Genomic DNA, 14,463 nt, shown 5'->3' with positions numbered 1-14,463 from the left:
GGGGACGGGCGGCAAGAGTGGCTGGGGGCTCTGCCCCCTCGGCTGCGCCGCCCCCCGGGATATTTTTGAAACAAAGAAAGGCGGAGGTGCTCGGATCAGACCGTATCGAGATAGAGATCCTGCTGTTCCTCGGGCGTCAGATCGGCCATGTCGCGCAGTTCCTGGCGTTTGGTGGCGAGGAAATTGGCGCGCAATTCTGGCGCAAGGATCCGAGCGATTTCCGGGCTTTGATCGAAGGTGGCGATTGCGTCCGCCCAGGTGATCGGCAGGCGCGGCAGATCCTGGGCATAGGCGTTGCCGGTGACGGGCGGGCCCGGATCGGTGGCGCGTTCGATCCCGTCCAGGGCGGCGCCGAGGATTGCGGCGAGGAACAGATAGGGGTTGATATCGCCCCCCGCGACGCGGTGTTCGATGCGGCGTGCGGCGGGGGTGCCCGCGGGCACGCGCAAGGCCGTGGTGCGGTTTTCATAGGCCCAGGCGGCGGCAATCGGCGCGTGGGCCCCGGGCACAAACCGGTCGTAGGAGCTGGCATGGGGCGCGAAGATCAGCATCGACCCCGCCATCGCTGCGAGGCACCCGCCGATGGCATGATGCAGCGCCTCTGTGCCTTCGGAACCACCATTGTCGAAGATGTTGCGTCCCTCGGCGTCCAGCACGCTGAAATGCGTATGCAACCCGTTGCCAGCATAGTCGGGATAGGGTTTCGCCATGAAGCTGGCCGCAAATCCATGGCTGCGCGCCAGGCCGCGGGTCAGGAGTTTGAACAGCCAGGCATCGTCGGCGGCCTTCAGGGCGTCGGCCTGGTGGTCGAGATTGATCTCGAACTGGCCAGGCCCGGCCTCGGAAATCATCGTATCGGCGGGGATATCCATCGCCTCGCAGCCGTCATAGAGCGCGGTCAGAAACGCGTCGAACGCATCCAATTGGCGCAGGGCCAGGATCTCGGCCTGGTGGCGCCGTTTGCCGGAGCGGGGGGAGGGCGGCACGCGCAGCTCGCGGCCCCTGTCGTCGATGATGTAGAATTCCAGCTCGGTCGCGACGACCGGGGTCAGGCCCCGCGCGGCATAGCGGTCGAGCACAGCGCTAAGCGCATGGCGCGGGTCACCGGGATAGGGCGCGCCATCCTCGTCGAACATCCAAATCGGCAAGAGCGCGGTGGGCGTGTCGAGCCACGGGACGGGGACGAAGCCGCGCTCGGTCGGGCGCAGCACACCGTCCGGGTCGCCCGCCGCGAAAAGCAGCGGGCTGTCTTCGATATCCTCGCCCCAGATATCCAGGTTCAGAACCGAATAGGGAAAGCGCGTGCCGTCTTTGATCGCCTTGCCCGCCGAGCGCCGCGCGATGCGCTTGCCGCGGGCCTGACCGTTGAGGTCGGCGGCGATCATACGGATCGATTTGATCTCGGGGTGTTGGGCCAGGTAATCGTCCATGGCCGCGACGCGCGGGGGATCGGTGGGGCGGGTCACGGCTATCGGATCAGGTTGGGGCGGATGCGCAGCTTCGGCCGTGCCGCCCGCGGCAAATGCCGGTTCAGACGGCGGTTCACCGCACCGAACAGCACGATGATGCCGAGGGTCAGCAGGACGAAATAGGTCGCCACAATGGGATAGGGGATAAAGGGGTTGAATGTTCGATCTGCGAAATAGCGCGCGTAATACAGCGCATCTCCGCTTTGCTGGAAGGCGGGGAAAGAGCTGAAAAAGACAAGTGCCGTGGCGTGGAACAGGAAGATCGCCTCGTTCGTATAGGCGGGCCAGGCCAGCCGCATCGTGGTGGGAAAGGTGATGCGACGGAACTTCGTCCACCCGCTTAGGCCATAGGCATCCGCGGCCTCCAGATCGCCTTTGGGCACCGAGCGCAGGGCGCCGTAAAAGATCTCGGCGGCATAGGCGGAGGTGTTGAAGAACAGCACAATCAAGGCGCCCAGCCAGGCGCGGGCGAACCAGCGTGTCTCGGCCTCGATCGCGATACCGAGGATCTCGAACTCGACGCCGACACGGGGCAGCAGAACAAACGCCTCATAGGCCATGAAGAACTGAATGAACAAAGGCGAGCCGCGGAACAGGAAGATGAACCATTCTGCCGGTTTGCGCAGGATCCGACGCGGCGAGGCCTTGGCCACGGCCAGTGCCACGGCAAAGAAGAAGCCCAAGGACAGGGCCAAGACACCGAAATAGACGTTCCAGATCATGCCGGAGCCGATCAGCACCACCTGTTCGCACAGGCCGATATCGCCCTGGGGCAGGCGCCGTTCGCCCATGCCAAGCGCGCGCAGGGCGTAGGCGTTGAAGGCCTCGGCGCAGGTCATGCCGCCGCCTTTCGCATGGCCTCACCGCCCGCCGTGGCCTGACCACGCGACAGACGGCGGGTCAGGCGGGACAGCACAATTTCGGAGATCCGGGTGAAGCCGAGATAGAAGATCAGCAGCGCCAGGAAGTACCAGAACCGCCAATCGGGATGGGGATAGGCGAAGCGGGAATTGCGCGAGCCGCCGATTTCCCGCGCCCAATAGACGATGTCTTCGATCCCCAGCAGGAACAGAAGCGGCGTCGCCTTGATCAGGATCATCCAGATATTGCTGAGCCCCGGCAGCGCGTAGATCCACATTTGCGGCACCAGAACACGACGGAAGATCTGGCGTTGGGTCATGCCATAGGCGGCGGCGGTTTCCAGTTGTTGCTGGGGCACCGCATTCATCGCGCCGAACAGGACATTGCCGCAAAACGCGCCGAACACGATGGCATAGGTGAAGGCGGCGAGCCCGAAATTATAGCCTTCATGCACCCATTGCGGGGCGGTGCCGGGCGGCGTGCGGGCGCTGTCGCAGACCAGGAAATTGGCGCCCTGGCGCACGGGCTCGGTCCAAGTGGGGCATTGCACGACATGGCGCAGATATTCGATGCCCTGATCCAGGACCAGAACGAAGAACAGGAAGAACACGATATCCGGCACGCCGCGCACCATGGCAGTGTAGCCTTTGCCCAGCCAACGCGCGGGTGCCACGTGACTGCGCGATGCGGTGGCGGCGGCAAAGCCAAACGCCAGCGACAAGGGCGCGGCCACGGCGATCAGGGTGAATACCGTCAGAAAGCTCTGATAAAACAGCATATGCACGCCGTTGGTCAGATAGCATGAGAACCAGCGGAAGGTGCCCAGAACGGAGGGGTCGGCGCAGAATTCGAACATCAGGCGGCCTCCAACGCGTTGAGCAGGGCGTCGGCGGTGCGCGCGGGATCTTCAAGCTGCGGCAGGTGGCCCAATCCGGACAGCTCGGTCAGCGGGGCGCCGATGGCCTGGGCCAATGCCTGCCCGCGCGCGAGCGGGATCCAGGGATCCGCGCTGCCCCAAAGCACCTGCGCCGCGATGCGAAGATTGGGAAATTCAGGTTCGATCTCAGCGGTATAGCGCTCATCAGCCAGGGCGAATTGGGCGTAGAAGGCGGCCTGACCCTCGGCGCCGCGCCAGGGCACTTCCAGCGCCTCAAGATCGTCATCGGGCAAATCGCGGGTCAGTGCGCCCTGAATATAGGCGCAGACGATGGCCGCATGGATATGGGGCGGGACGCCGGTAAAGGCGTCGATATGGCGGCCGACATGGGCGAAGAAATCCGACCCCCAGGGCCGCATCGCCACCACATTCATCAGCACATAGGCGCCGTAATCGCGCCCATGCAGAAGGTGCGCGCGCAAGGTGACGGCGCCGCCGAAATCATGGGCGATGATGGCAGGCGCATCCAGGCCCCAATGGTCCAGCATCTCGCCGAACACTTCGCCCTGGGTGTCGAGCGACATGGGGCGCGGACCGGTTTTCGCCGATTGGCCAAAGCCGGGCATGTCATAGTAATGGCAGGTGTAGTGCCGCGCCAAAGCGGGCAGAACCCGAGACCAGGCATAGGATGACCAGGGCCAGCCATGGGCCAGCACCAAAGGCGGACCATCCCCGTAGCGCGCTGCGGCGACACGGCCTGCCGATGTCTCATATATCTCGGGAAGGGACCACATGGGCGGTGTGGGCAGGGCCGCGCGGGCCCCGCCCGATGCCAATCACCAGGTTTCGGCTTCCTCGCCGAACCATTCGACGATCAGAGCGTTCAGCGTGCCGTCTTCCTTCATCGCCGTGATCTGCTCGTCGAAGGCTGCGATCAGCTCATCGCCTTCGCGCAGGCCCATGCCGACGCCGCCGCCCAGGGCGACCGGATCGAGGATCACGTCGAGATCGCTGTCTTCGGCTGCGATGCCCAGGATGAAATCGCCATCGGCAAAGACCGCGTCGGCCTCGCCATTGCGCACGGCAGCGACGGTTTCATCGGGGGTGGCGAACTCGATCAGCGTGACGCCTTCGATCTCGGCAATGTAGCCCGCCTGGATCGTGTTGGTCTGGGCCGCGATGACCGACCCGTCGAGCTCGATCTCATCCATCGCCATGAACAGCGACGAGGTGGGCGGCAGGTAACCTTGGGTGAAATCGATCACCTCGTCCCGCTCATCGGTGATGCTCATCCCTGCGATGATCGTGTCATAATTGCCCGAAGTCAGGTTGGGGATGATCGAATCCCAATCGTTCAGGACCCATTCGCAGGTCAGTTCGGCGCGAGCGCACAGCTCATCGCCAAGCGCACGTTCGAACCCGTCAACCTCACCATTGTCGTTGATGAAGTTATACGGAGGGTAGGCGCCCTCGGTGCCCATCCGCACAACGCCATGGCCATCGGCCAAGACGGCGCCCGCGGTCAGGGCCAGAAGGCCGGTCGTCAGTAGGATCTTTTTCATGGTTTTCTCCCTGTCTGAAGATATTGCCCTGCGGGCAAGAGGCATCCTCATGCCGCGTCTGAATGGCTGAGGAATTGGCGGAGGCGCGCGGATTGGGCGCGGCCAAAAAGGTCGGAGGGCGGGCCTTGTTCTTCGACCAGCCCCTCGTGCAGAAACACGATATGCGATGACAGATCGCGCGCCATGCGCATGTCGTGGGTGACCAGGATCATCGTGCGGCCTTCTTCGGCGAGGCCGCGGATGACGCGCACGACTTCCTGTTCCAGTTCCGGGTCGAGCGCCGAGGTCGGCTCGTCGAACAGAAGCGCGCGGGGTTGCATGCAGAGCGCGCGGGCGATGGCGGCGCGTTGTTGCTGTCCGCCGCTGAGCTCCGCGGGCCAGGCATCGCATTTGGCGCCGATGCCGACTTTATCGAGCAGTTGGCGCGCGCGATCCTCAACCTCGGCCTTGTCTTCACCCAGGACGGTGACGGGCGCTTCCATCACGTTTTGCAGGATGGTCATATGCGACCAGAGGTTAAACTGCTGAAACACCATCGACAGATTGGTGCGAATGCGGCGGACCTGTTCGGGGTTGGCCGGGCGGCGGGCATGACCCGTGCCGGTCCAGTCGAGCGGCTCCCCCTCGAACCTTATCTCACCCTTTTGGCTGTTTTCCAGCAGGTTGGCGCAGCGCAGAAGGGTGGATTTGCCCGAGCCCGACGACCCGATCAGCGACACGACATCCCCCGCCCGCGCGGTCAGATCGACGCCCTTCAGGACGTCGAGATCGCCAAAGCTTTTGTGCAATCCGGTGATCTCGATCACCGGGGGTGTGGGGTCTGACACGAGGCACTCATACGTTTCGATCCGCTGATATGTCCCATAAGGGAATGGAATTGCAACGGATTCGCACAGAGTTTCCGCGCGGGAATGCCCGGTTTTTGGACTTGGGCGGGGCGTGTGCCCAAAAACTAAGCGGGTGAGGCCGTGGTCAAGGGCGGCGCGGGCGGGACGCTGAGCATGGTGTAATCGCTGTCGGGCAGGGTCACCAAACCGCGAAGGCCCGTTGCGGCGCGGTCGTCCGGGCTTTGCGTGGCGATGGCGTCTGAGATCACCGCGCGGAACGGCGCCGGATCGGGGTGGCGCGTGATCAGCGTCATTCCCGGCGCAGAAGGCGTTTGGCTGATCATCCGCAGATCGCGCAGGGCGGGATGGTCTTCGCGCCTGAGGATCGCCAGCGTGATCAGGTCGATTGCGGCGATATCGGCCGTGCCCTCGGCGACCAGGGCCGCGCTGTTGCGGTGCGCGCCGGAGACCACCGCGCGCCGCCAGCTATGCCCAAGGCTGGCCGCATGGGTCTGCGGGGCGCCCCAGCCGGAATGGCTTTCGGCATCATTGATGGCGAGCGTGCCGCCGGTATAGGCCATCGGATCGTCGGCGGAGGCGTTGCGGTGGACCATATAGGCCGAGGCGTAGTGGCCCGGCGGCACATCGGCGACGCCATGATCGCAAGTACCGATGAGGGTCGCGCCGTTGGAGCGCCCCAGTCGCAGGGGTAGGTTGCAGATCTGGCCCAGGATCAGATCATCGCGCGCCCAGCCCTCGGCCGGGGGCGTATCGTGATCGAGCGCGTCGGGCGCCGCGATCCCGTGGTCGCGCAGCCCGTCGCGGATGCGCGCCCACAGCCGCCCATAGGGCCCCGCTGTGTCCGGGGCCAGATACATCGGCAGGCTGGCAAACATCAGCTAAGTGCGTCTTCGACCCGTTTGCGGGCCAGGTTGCTGTCGCGGTCATTGACGCCGAGCATGGGCGAGACCATCCGCAAAAGCGCGTCCTCTTCCTCATCCCGTTCCCCATCGGCCAGGACGATGGCCCAGAGCGCCTCCACCACGCCGACGCGGTCGTCATAGGGCACGGCATCTTTGATGGCGCGGGTGAAGCGGACGGTATCGGGCGCCTCGGATTCGAGGATCTCGGCCTCGGTCCGGAGGGCCTTGGTTTCCGTCTGCCCAAGGGCATAGCGATGCGCGATCAATTGGTCGATCCGGTCAGCCTCGATTTGGGCGTAATCGCCATCGGAGCGCGCGATGCGCACCAGCAACGCGGTGAGCGCGAGGCGTGCATCGTCATAGGGTAGGGGTTCGGGCGCGGGTGCCGTCAGGCGTTTCAACAGGTCAGCAAACATGCGGGTGATATAGGGTGTTGGTCTGGCGGGGGAAAGGCAGGGCGAAGGCCAATGTCCCGCCCACCCACCCCCATCGGCCTTCGCCCTGCCCGCATAAAGGTGGCCCGTTTTTGAGATTTGGGTATTTAGAGCCAATGGAAGGGGTTAGGGGATGCGGATCTGCCCCGAGGCGATTTTGACGGCCTGGCCCGCGACCCGGATTGCGGTGATCTCGTCCTCGGCCGTGTCGATGGTCAGCCGCAGCTGTGACGGGCGGCCCATCTCGACGCCCTGTTGCAGGTCGAAGCGGGTGGTGCCGGTCGCGGGAAGGTGGCCGGTGGCATTGAGTTGGGCGGCGAAGATGGCCGTGGCAGAGCCGGTGGCGGGGTCCTCGCCGATCCCGGCATGGGGTGCGAACATGCGGGCCTGGGCGCTGCTGGGGCCGGTCAGGACATAGGCGTAGATCGCGTCGGTGGGCCCGGCGGCGTCGGTGGCACGGGTGAAGGCCGGTTCGCTGAGCCGTGTGCGGGCGAGCGTCTCGAGCGAGTCGATCTGGACGTAGAGAAAGCTAGGCCCGCCTTCGAGATTGCTGATCGGGGTGTCTTTGAGATCAGTTGGATCGAGCCCCAGCGCCGCGGCCACAAGGCTGCGGTCCGGTATGGCGGGGAGGGCGCGCGGCAGTTTCGGGGCGGTGAATTCGGCGGTGTTGTTGTGGAGCGTGACGGGGACAAGGCCTGCGACCTCTTCCAAGGTGACGGTGTCGGCGCCGTTGGCTAGGTGGATGGCGCAGCCGATCGTCGGGTGGCCCGCGAAGGGGATTTCGGCGGTGGGAAAGAAGATGCGAACCTTGGCCGTGTGGGCCGGGTCGTCAGGTGTCTGGACGAAGATCGTCTCGGAGAGATTGAACTGCCGCGCGATGGTCTGCATCTGCGCGGTGGTCAGGCCATCGGCGCCTTCGACAATGGCCAGCGGATTACCGTTGAAGGGGGTGTCGGTGAAAACGTCGTAGATGTGGAAATTGAGCATGGGACGGCCTCCGTTTAGGGGGAAGGTCGCGCGCTGGCACCATGGGCGCAAGAGGGTGTGCCATGACGATCCGTGATGGGGGGCGTCAGGCGCTGTGATCTCTCGTGGCGGTGTCTGGCTCGGTGTCTGATTGGGCCTGAATTCCTGTAGAAGAAAGCGGCGCCGCTTTGACAACGGGGGCGTATCCCGCCGGGCTTTAAGCGGCGGGCAGGGAGGTGCGCGATCCTGTCGAGGAGCCTCGGCCCAATGAGGGGGCTGTCTTTGGCCTCCCGACGCATCCGTCTGGGGTTGCCCTTGGCGCCGCGAGAGCGCGGCCGGGCCGATGATCATCGAGGGCAGGTTATAGCGCGGGAGGGGCGGGTGTTGCGCGCCGGATGGTCCATGCGCGCGGTGGCGGCGGCGGATATGTCGGCTTTGAGCCCTACTCCCCGATGCTGCGGTGCGAATGAATGTCGGCTCAAACGATGAATACGCTTTAAGTTGCCCTAAAACTTAGTGGACAAATTTCATTTTAAGGATCTATCGTTTTGTCCGCGATTTCCATCCTCAGAAACCGCAATTTCGCGCGCTTGCTCCTGGCCAACACTATTCTTGGCGCTGCATTTCCTGTTCAATTGATAGTTGGGGGTTTGGCAGGGCTGATGCTGGCACCAAGCCCGGAGCTGGTAACTTTGCCCTCATCGGTCCAGACCCTGGCGGGGATGGTCGCAGCGGCACCCTTTTCGCTCCTTATGGGACGAATGGGTAGGCGAGCAGGCTTCGCTTTTGGAGCTGTGTTGACGCTACTCGGAGCGATCCTTGCCACCCAAGCGCTGGTCTCTCAGAGTTTCGCCCTTCTGTGTGCTGCGCATTTCCTGATGGGGGCTGGTTGGGCGTCGTTCCAATACTTTCGCTTCGCTGCCGGAGAGATAGTCGAACCGAACTGGCGGCCGGTCGCAATCTCGCTGATGCTAAGCTCCTTACTGGTCGCAGCCATTGCCGGACCACAAGTGTTCATCATGGCGCAGAACGCGCTTGCACCCATCCCGTTTGCCGGAGCTTACGCAGCGACCGGGCTGATTGCCGTCCTTGGTCTTGTTCCTCTTGCGGCGGTTCGGATTCCGCGACCCGCAACAGACGCATCCACCGAGTGGACGAGTAGGTTCGCCGCTCTCGCCGCGCTCCACCGCCCCGCTATCAGACGGGCGGTGGGTATCGCCGCAATCTCACAGGGGGTCATGGTGTTCCTGATGATCCCGACGCCAATCGCGATGGTTGGATGCGGGTTCAGCGAGGCGACTGCCAGCGATGTCGTGCGCTGGCACATCGTAGCGATGTTTGCGCCAAGCTTCGTGACTGGATTTCTGATCAAAAGGTTTGGCGCGCAGCGCATCGCCGTAACCGGGCTTGTGATCATTATTGCCGCAGCGGTCGCAGCTGCACTCGGTCTGTCGGCTCTGCATTTCTATGGATCGCTCATCGTTCTGGGCGTCGGATGGAATTTCGGATTCATCGGAGGCACGACCATGCTGGATGCGGCTTTGGCAGAGAAGGAAAAGGCGGCTGTTCAAGGTGCAAACGACACAATCATTGCGCTTGTGTCCACTATCTGTGCCTTCGCTGCCGGGGTCGTGATTTCCAGCCTTGGATGGGCGGTGCTTGCAATGATTTCCGGCGGAATGGTCCTGTTGGCCATCGTCGCATTGGCGTTAGACCAAGTCAGATTGGCGAGAAGCTAGAAAGCTTGCAGTCGACCTGTTTACTAGGTCGAGCGTGCTTTTGAAAACCAGACATTGCCCATCAATCCGTAGATGACCGCTTTTTCCGCAAAGGAGGCCGCTACCAAACTGAGTTGTGGCAGCGCGCGTCAGTTTTGGGTTTAAGGATGCCTGCGTCTATTGATTGTCGGGTGCGGGCCGACAGGCATCTAAGCGAGAGAGGCCGATCGGCCAGGTCCCGCACCGCGTCGGAGCTGCGCGACGGGTGTAAGCGTTGCGGATGCCGTGGCCAGTCCAGTGGCTGCTTTGTGGTCCGGCGCGATCTTTGGCTATGCTGAATGGGCCTGAAACCCGAGTTTTCGACCGAGAAGGTGTCCGATGCAAAATCTCACGAATGCGCCCCTGCTAACGACCGCGCGGCTGATTTTACGTGGACCCGAGCGGAGTGATCTGCCGGAATTCACCCGGTTCATGACCAGTGCGCCGTCGATGTATGCGCAGGGCGAGACGGTTACAGCGGAACAGGCTTGGATCGGGTTTATGGCCGGCATCGGCCATTGGCAGTGGCACGGCTTCGGGTTCTTTACACTCGTTGAACAGCGCACGGAGCTCCCCGTCGGCCGGGTGGGCTTGATCAAGCATTCGGGCTGGCCGGATGTCGAACTGGCCTGGCATCTGTTCGAAGGCGCGGAGGGAAAAGGCTTTGCCACGGAGGCCGCGATGGGCGTCAAAACCTGGGCCCGTGAGGATTTGGGCCTGGACAGGCTCTATAGCTACATTGACCGCGAGAATACGCGGTCTCAGGCTGTGGCGAAGAGGCTTGGCGCCATGACGGACGGCACGCGGGCGCCGCATGAGCCAGAGGCGGAGATATGGGTTCATCCAATGGGACGCCATTGAGCGGGACCGGAGCGGCGTTGCAAAACCGCCATCCGGGTCTTCATGGACAAGCGGGGAGTTCAGGCTTTCCCGTGATGGACCGGTCCTTTCAAACATCCGGCGCAACAGCCGCACCGTGGTAGCTTACTTTCACTTGCGGTCATTCGCGTGCCTCCGGCGACAGGTCGTTTGTCTGCCAAGCAAGTTTTGCATCGCGAGGTTCTGGGTTTTGGGGCGCGCGGACGAACCGTTGGGCATGCTGCGACTTTGGGTTCAGGGCTTCCAGGGCTGTTCCTTTTGACTCATGCGGCGGAGCGCGTTAAATGAACAAGTGTTCAATTCTTGGCGCGGGGAGGCGTTGCGATGTTTCTGGGGTCCATGAGTTTCGATCTGGGAGAGGATGTCGCCGCGTTGCGCGACATGGTGCATTCCTGGGCGCAGGAACGGGTGAAGCCGCTGGCCGCGAAGACGGATCAGGAGAATGCGTTCCCGAATGAGCTGTGGCCCGAGATGGGGGAGCTGGGGCTTTTGGGCATCACCGTGGACGAAGATTTTGGCGGCGCGGGTATGGGCTATCTGGCCCATACGGTCGCCGTGGAAGAGATCAGCCGCGTCTCGGCCTCCATTGGGCTGAGCTATGGGGCGCATTCGAACCTTTGCGTAAACCAGATCAAGCTGAACGGGACGCCGGAGCAGAAGGAGAAATATCTGCCGCGGCTGGTGTCGGGCGAGCATGTGGGTGCGCTGGCGATGAGTGAAGCGGGCGCGGGCTCGGACGTGGTGGGCATGTCCCTGCGCGCCGAGAAGCGGAACGACCGCTATGTGCTGAACGGGACGAAATACTGGATCACCAATGGGCCCGATGCGGATACGCTGGTGGTCTATGCCAAGACCGACCCTGACGCCGGATCGAAAGGGATCACCGCGTTTCTGATCGAGAAGGAGATGGTCGGCTTCAGCACCTCACCGCATTTCGACAAGATGGGGATGCGCGGAAGCAATACGGCGGAGCTGATCTTCGAGGATGTCGAAGTGCCGTTCGAGAATGTGCTGGGCGAGGAAGGGCGCGGGGTTCAGGTGCTGATGTCGGGGCTCGACTATGAACGCGTGGTTCTGTCGGGCGTGAATATCGGGATCATGGCGGGCTGTCTGGACGAGGTCATGCCGTATCTGAAGGAGCGCAAGCAATTCGGGCGGCCCATCGGCGACTTCCAACTGATGCAGGGCAAGATTGCGGATATGTATACCAGCATGAATTCGGCGCGCGCCTACGCCTATGAGGTCGCCAAGGCCTGTGATCGGGGGCAGGTGACGCGGCAGGATGCAGCGGCTTGTGTGCTCTATGCCTCGGAAGAGGGCATGAAGGTCGCGCATCAGGCCGTTCAGGCCATTGGCGGGGCGGGCTTCATGAATGATTCAGCGGTCAGCCGGATGTTTCGCGATGCGAAGCTGATGGAGATCGGCGCGGGCACGAGCGAGATCCGGCGCATGTTGGTGGGGCGCGAATTGATGGGCATGATGTAGGTGCGGCTGGAGGTCGTTGGATCGTGGGTTTTTGGCCAAGATGAACGGGGGTGCGGTTTTGCTTGGTGCCCTGGCGCTGGGCTCGGCGGCGCTGGCCGAGCCCGAGGGGGACCGCGCCGCCTTCGACGCCTGTGTGACGGAAATCTGGGCCGAAGAGCAGGGCAATCTTCTGGCTGAGGTTGCGATCCCGGCGATCTGCGGAGCGGACAGCTTCGAGATGCGGCAATCTTGCGGGTTTTTCGGATATCTGCCGCCATCGGGGGTGGAGGCCTGTCTGACGGAGGACAAGGCGCTTTGGTTGGCTGCGTTGGAGCAGGAGGAAGCGACCGCGCTGGCGGATGGACGCGCGGGCCGCGGGGCGATGTACGACCAGGGCCTGGCGCGGTGCACGGAGAGTGAGACCAACATGGCCCGGCTTGAATGTGAGGTCGAAGTGGTGTGGCGCACCGTGATGGAGTTCTACGCGGCGTCGATCTTTTTCGCTGACGTTGAGGAGGCGGCGGAATGAGGCTGCGTCAACGGGCGCAACATGTCTTTGGCGCACTGGCCCTGTCGGGATGGAGCGCGCTTGGCTGCTGCCCCGTGGCCGCCGAGGCGATGACTGCGTGTGCCGCAGAGCAGGAGGCGCGAGGGTCCATCGGAGCGTGCGCGGCGGCCTGCATCGCCGAGGACCCAGGCGCCATTGCCCTGCGGGCGGGCCCGTGTCTTGCCGCGGAAGCAGATTTTTGGGCCCAGGCGGCCAGCAGCGCGATGGCGGATCTGCAGAGAGTGTTGGACTCCGAGACATTGGCGCTGGTGGAGCAGGGCGCAGCGGCGTTCGAGGGCTATCGGGACGCGATCTGCGCGGCAGAAAGCGCGGCTTGGCCCGGCATGACCGGCGCGGGCGAGGCCTGGGCGGAGTGCCGGATGCAGGTCACCGCGCAGCACGCGCTGCGGTTGGAGAGTTGGTTGGAGGCCTTGGAATGACGCGGTTGCGCGGTCTTTTGGCAGGGTTGGCGGGCATGACCGCCTTGGTTTTGGCGGATGGCGCGGCGGCGGATGTCCGGTTCGGTGTGGATGTGATCCCGGGGTCTTTGACCCGGTGCGAGGCTGGACATGGCGCAGCCGCCTGTATCGGCGCTGGCGCTGCGTGGTGTCGCCGAAGCACCGGGATGCGTCGGTCTGAGTGTGAAGTCGCGGAGATGCAGATCTGGAAGGGCCGCCTTTCCGAGGCGCAGCGCGCTCTGATGTCGATGGGGAATTGGGACAGTCACGATTGGCGAAGCGGTCGTGTGATGCCGGGGCCGTTCGATTGGGAAACGGCCGAAGCGGCATTCGCGGAGTATCGAGAGGCGTTCTGCGCCGGGGCTGGGTTCGGATTTGATCAGGAGCGTGACCAGCTCAGCACAGCTTGGGGTGTCGAACCGGTGCGCTGTCAGCTCAGATTGACCGCGGAACAGGCGATCATGATGGAATGTTCAGGCGAGGTGCCCGGGTGATCCGCCGCATCGCATTGCCGCTCGCCGGTCTGCTGATCGTTGTCGGGTTGGTGGGCCTTTATCTGGGGTTGCGCGCCACGCCGCCCTCCGAGACCGAGATCATCACCGCCCAGGCGGCCCGTTATGTGGCCGAGACCGGTGGCGCGCCCACCGATTGTTACGGTGTGCCCTCGGGCGTGGAGGGTGTGCGCCTGGTCGTGATTTGTGAGGCTGAGGGGGCGGAGGCCTGGTTCGCGGCCATCGGTCCGGCGGGCGAGCTGCTTGACCCCGGCGCATTCGATGCGGAGTTGGGCGCGTGAGGCGGGGCGGGTTTTCTTTGCACCCTCGGGCGCGTCTTTGGCATGGTACGCGGGATGCGACACGGAAATGGGGACGCGCGATGTCTTGGAAACTGGCCGGGGCGGCCATGGTGATGCTGGGGGCCACGCCCGTCGCGGCGCAAAGCTGGGCTGCCGGGGCGCCGGATATCCTGCGCTTCGAGCAATGCCTGCCCGAGCAGATGGCCGCGTTTGAGGCGCGCTTGTCGGCGCTGCCGGGCTACGGCGTGACGGTGCCGATGGATGCGTTCAATGTTCATTGGGTGCAGCATTGTGGGTATCTGGCGATTGGAATTTGTGATGTGTCGGCGGAGACCTTCACCTGCCAGCGGCGCATGCGGGAGGTCTGGCTGGCCCGTGCCGCGGAGTTGCGCGCCGCCTTGCCCGCGCCCGACAGCGTCACGGGCGATCTGGCCCCGCTTTACGCACAAGTCTACGTGCTGTCGGAAGGCAGCAATGCAGGTGATGATTGCGACGGGCAATCGGCGCGGGCGGTGACCTGGTGCCAAGCCTTCCAGGCGGTGCTGAAATTCGAGCAATCGGTCTGGGCCTGGCAGGTTGGGCGCCTGGCGGGCGTGACAGGGCCTTTGGATTGGGCGGATTGGGCGGAACTGGAGAGATGAGATTG

At 63.8% G+C, this 14,463-nt stretch carries 17 protein-coding genes; 8 read left to right on the top strand and 9 right to left on the bottom strand.

Features of this window, described 5'->3' with window-relative positions; translation table 11 throughout:
- Window positions 1-95 precede the first annotated feature (95 nt).
- From V8J82_RS03490 to V8J82_RS03450, 9 genes are all read right to left on the bottom strand, one after another.
- Complete coding sequence (locus V8J82_RS03490; RefSeq protein WP_339974503.1) at window positions 96-1,430, bottom strand: glutamine synthetase family protein; 1,335 nt, start codon at window positions 1,428-1,430, stop codon at window positions 96-98.
- A 38-nt stretch (window positions 1,431-1,468) separates the two neighbouring features.
- On the bottom strand, window positions 1,469-2,308 hold the full coding sequence (locus V8J82_RS03485) for an ABC transporter permease (protein WP_339972193.1): 840 nt from the start codon (window positions 2,306-2,308) through the stop codon (window positions 1,469-1,471).
- Entirely contained in the window at window positions 2,305-3,186 is an 882-nt protein-coding gene (locus V8J82_RS03480) for an ABC transporter permease (protein WP_339972191.1), read from the bottom strand. Before V8J82_RS03480 ends, V8J82_RS03485 begins: the two co-directional genes overlap by 4 nt.
- Window positions 3,186-4,001: an alpha/beta fold hydrolase gene (locus tag V8J82_RS03475; protein WP_339972189.1), complete on the bottom strand. Its 816-nt coding sequence runs from the start codon at window positions 3,999-4,001 to the stop codon at window positions 3,186-3,188. Before V8J82_RS03475 ends, V8J82_RS03480 begins: the two co-directional genes overlap by 1 nt.
- Before the next feature lie 42 nt (window positions 4,002-4,043).
- Window positions 4,044-4,769: a transporter substrate-binding domain-containing protein gene (locus V8J82_RS03470; RefSeq protein ID WP_339972187.1), complete on the bottom strand. Its 726-nt coding sequence runs from the start codon at window positions 4,767-4,769 to the stop codon at window positions 4,044-4,046.
- Window positions 4,770-4,816: 47 nt separating this feature from the next.
- Window positions 4,817-5,596 carry an ABC transporter ATP-binding protein gene (locus V8J82_RS03465; RefSeq protein WP_339972185.1) on the bottom strand — a complete coding sequence of 260 codons (780 nt, stop codon included), beginning with the start codon at window positions 5,594-5,596 and terminating at the stop codon, window positions 4,817-4,819.
- A gap of 125 nt (window positions 5,597-5,721) precedes the next feature.
- On the bottom strand, window positions 5,722-6,492 hold the full coding sequence (locus V8J82_RS03460; RefSeq protein ID WP_339972184.1) for a phosphate/phosphite/phosphonate ABC transporter substrate-binding protein: 771 nt from the start codon (window positions 6,490-6,492) through the stop codon (window positions 5,722-5,724).
- A complete protein-coding gene (locus V8J82_RS03455) occupies window positions 6,492-6,935 on the bottom strand; it encodes a tellurite resistance TerB family protein (RefSeq protein ID WP_339972183.1) in 444 nt (147 codons plus the stop codon). The genes V8J82_RS03460 and V8J82_RS03455 overlap by 1 nt, the downstream gene beginning before the upstream one ends.
- Window positions 6,936-7,079: 144 nt before the next feature.
- Window positions 7,080-7,940 carry a PhzF family phenazine biosynthesis protein gene (locus tag V8J82_RS03450; protein ID WP_339972182.1) on the bottom strand — a complete coding sequence of 287 codons (861 nt, stop codon included), beginning with the start codon at window positions 7,938-7,940 and terminating at the stop codon, window positions 7,080-7,082.
- A 527-nt stretch (window positions 7,941-8,467) separates the two neighbouring features.
- On the opposite strand from V8J82_RS03450, the gene V8J82_RS03445 reads away from it, so the two are divergent.
- The 8 genes from V8J82_RS03445 (at window position 8,468) to V8J82_RS03410 (ending at window position 14,458) form a co-directional block, all read left to right on the top strand.
- On the top strand, window positions 8,468-9,658 hold the full coding sequence (locus V8J82_RS03445; RefSeq protein WP_339972181.1) for an MFS transporter: 1,191 nt from the start codon (window positions 8,468-8,470) through the stop codon (window positions 9,656-9,658).
- A 357-nt stretch (window positions 9,659-10,015) separates the two neighbouring features.
- A complete protein-coding gene (locus tag V8J82_RS03440) occupies window positions 10,016-10,537 on the top strand; it encodes a GNAT family N-acetyltransferase (protein WP_339972180.1) in 522 nt (173 codons plus the stop codon).
- 342 nt (window positions 10,538-10,879) lie between these two features.
- On the top strand, window positions 10,880-12,040 hold the full coding sequence (locus V8J82_RS03435; protein WP_339972179.1) for an isovaleryl-CoA dehydrogenase: 1,161 nt from the start codon (window positions 10,880-10,882) through the stop codon (window positions 12,038-12,040).
- Between the two features lie 16 nt (window positions 12,041-12,056).
- Window positions 12,057-12,548, top strand: coding sequence for a hypothetical protein (locus V8J82_RS03430; protein WP_339972178.1), 492 nt, complete (start codon window positions 12,057-12,059; stop codon window positions 12,546-12,548).
- Complete coding sequence (locus V8J82_RS03425; RefSeq protein WP_339972176.1) at window positions 12,545-13,006, top strand: lysozyme inhibitor LprI family protein; 462 nt, start codon at window positions 12,545-12,547, stop codon at window positions 13,004-13,006. The genes V8J82_RS03430 and V8J82_RS03425 overlap by 4 nt, the downstream gene beginning before the upstream one ends.
- Window positions 13,003-13,518: a hypothetical protein gene (locus V8J82_RS03420; RefSeq protein WP_339972174.1), complete on the top strand. Its 516-nt coding sequence runs from the start codon at window positions 13,003-13,005 to the stop codon at window positions 13,516-13,518. The genes V8J82_RS03425 and V8J82_RS03420 overlap by 4 nt, the downstream gene beginning before the upstream one ends.
- Window positions 13,515-13,817, top strand: a complete 303-nt coding sequence (locus tag V8J82_RS03415) for a hypothetical protein (protein WP_339972172.1) — start codon at window positions 13,515-13,517, stop codon at window positions 13,815-13,817. The genes V8J82_RS03420 and V8J82_RS03415 overlap by 4 nt, the downstream gene beginning before the upstream one ends.
- An 80-nt stretch (window positions 13,818-13,897) precedes the next feature.
- Window positions 13,898-14,458, top strand: a complete 561-nt coding sequence (locus V8J82_RS03410; RefSeq protein ID WP_339972170.1) for a hypothetical protein — start codon at window positions 13,898-13,900, stop codon at window positions 14,456-14,458.
- Window positions 14,459-14,463: the final 5 nt, after the last annotated feature.

The sequence above is a fragment of the Gymnodinialimonas mytili genome (genome assembly GCF_037544085.1).
In the GTDB taxonomy this organism is placed as follows: Bacteria; Pseudomonadota; Alphaproteobacteria; order Rhodobacterales; family Rhodobacteraceae; genus Gymnodinialimonas; species Gymnodinialimonas mytili.
This window is presented reverse-complemented; position numbering and strand designations above follow the sequence as displayed.

Coding starts and splice junctions, on each gene's coding strand:
- V8J82_RS03485 (WP_339972193.1), bottom strand. CDS start 2,308: ATGACCTGCGCCGAGGCCTTCAACGCCTACGCCCTGCGCGCGCTTGGC.
- V8J82_RS03480 (WP_339972191.1), bottom strand. CDS start 3,186: ATGTTCGAATTCTGCGCCGACCCCTCCGTTCTGGGCACCTTCCGCTGG.
- V8J82_RS03460 (WP_339972184.1), bottom strand. CDS start 6,492: ATGTTTGCCAGCCTGCCGATGTATCTGGCCCCGGACACAGCGGGGCCC.
- V8J82_RS03420 (WP_339972174.1), top strand. CDS start 13,003: ATGACGCGGTTGCGCGGTCTTTTGGCAGGGTTGGCGGGCATGACCGCC.
- V8J82_RS03410 (WP_339972170.1), top strand. CDS start 13,898: ATGTCTTGGAAACTGGCCGGGGCGGCCATGGTGATGCTGGGGGCCACG.
- V8J82_RS03490 (WP_339974503.1), bottom strand. CDS start 1,430: ATGGACGATTACCTGGCCCAACACCCCGAGATCAAATCGATCCGTATG.
- V8J82_RS03470 (WP_339972187.1), bottom strand. CDS start 4,769: ATGAAAAAGATCCTACTGACGACCGGCCTTCTGGCCCTGACCGCGGGC.
- V8J82_RS03475 (WP_339972189.1), bottom strand. CDS start 4,001: ATGTGGTCCCTTCCCGAGATATATGAGACATCGGCAGGCCGTGTCGCC.
- V8J82_RS03425 (WP_339972176.1), top strand. CDS start 12,545: ATGAGGCTGCGTCAACGGGCGCAACATGTCTTTGGCGCACTGGCCCTG.
- V8J82_RS03455 (WP_339972183.1), bottom strand. CDS start 6,935: ATGTTTGCTGACCTGTTGAAACGCCTGACGGCACCCGCGCCCGAACCC.
- V8J82_RS03440 (WP_339972180.1), top strand. CDS start 10,016: ATGCAAAATCTCACGAATGCGCCCCTGCTAACGACCGCGCGGCTGATT.
- V8J82_RS03450 (WP_339972182.1), bottom strand. CDS start 7,940: ATGCTCAATTTCCACATCTACGACGTTTTCACCGACACCCCCTTCAAC.
- V8J82_RS03435 (WP_339972179.1), top strand. CDS start 10,880: ATGTTTCTGGGGTCCATGAGTTTCGATCTGGGAGAGGATGTCGCCGCG.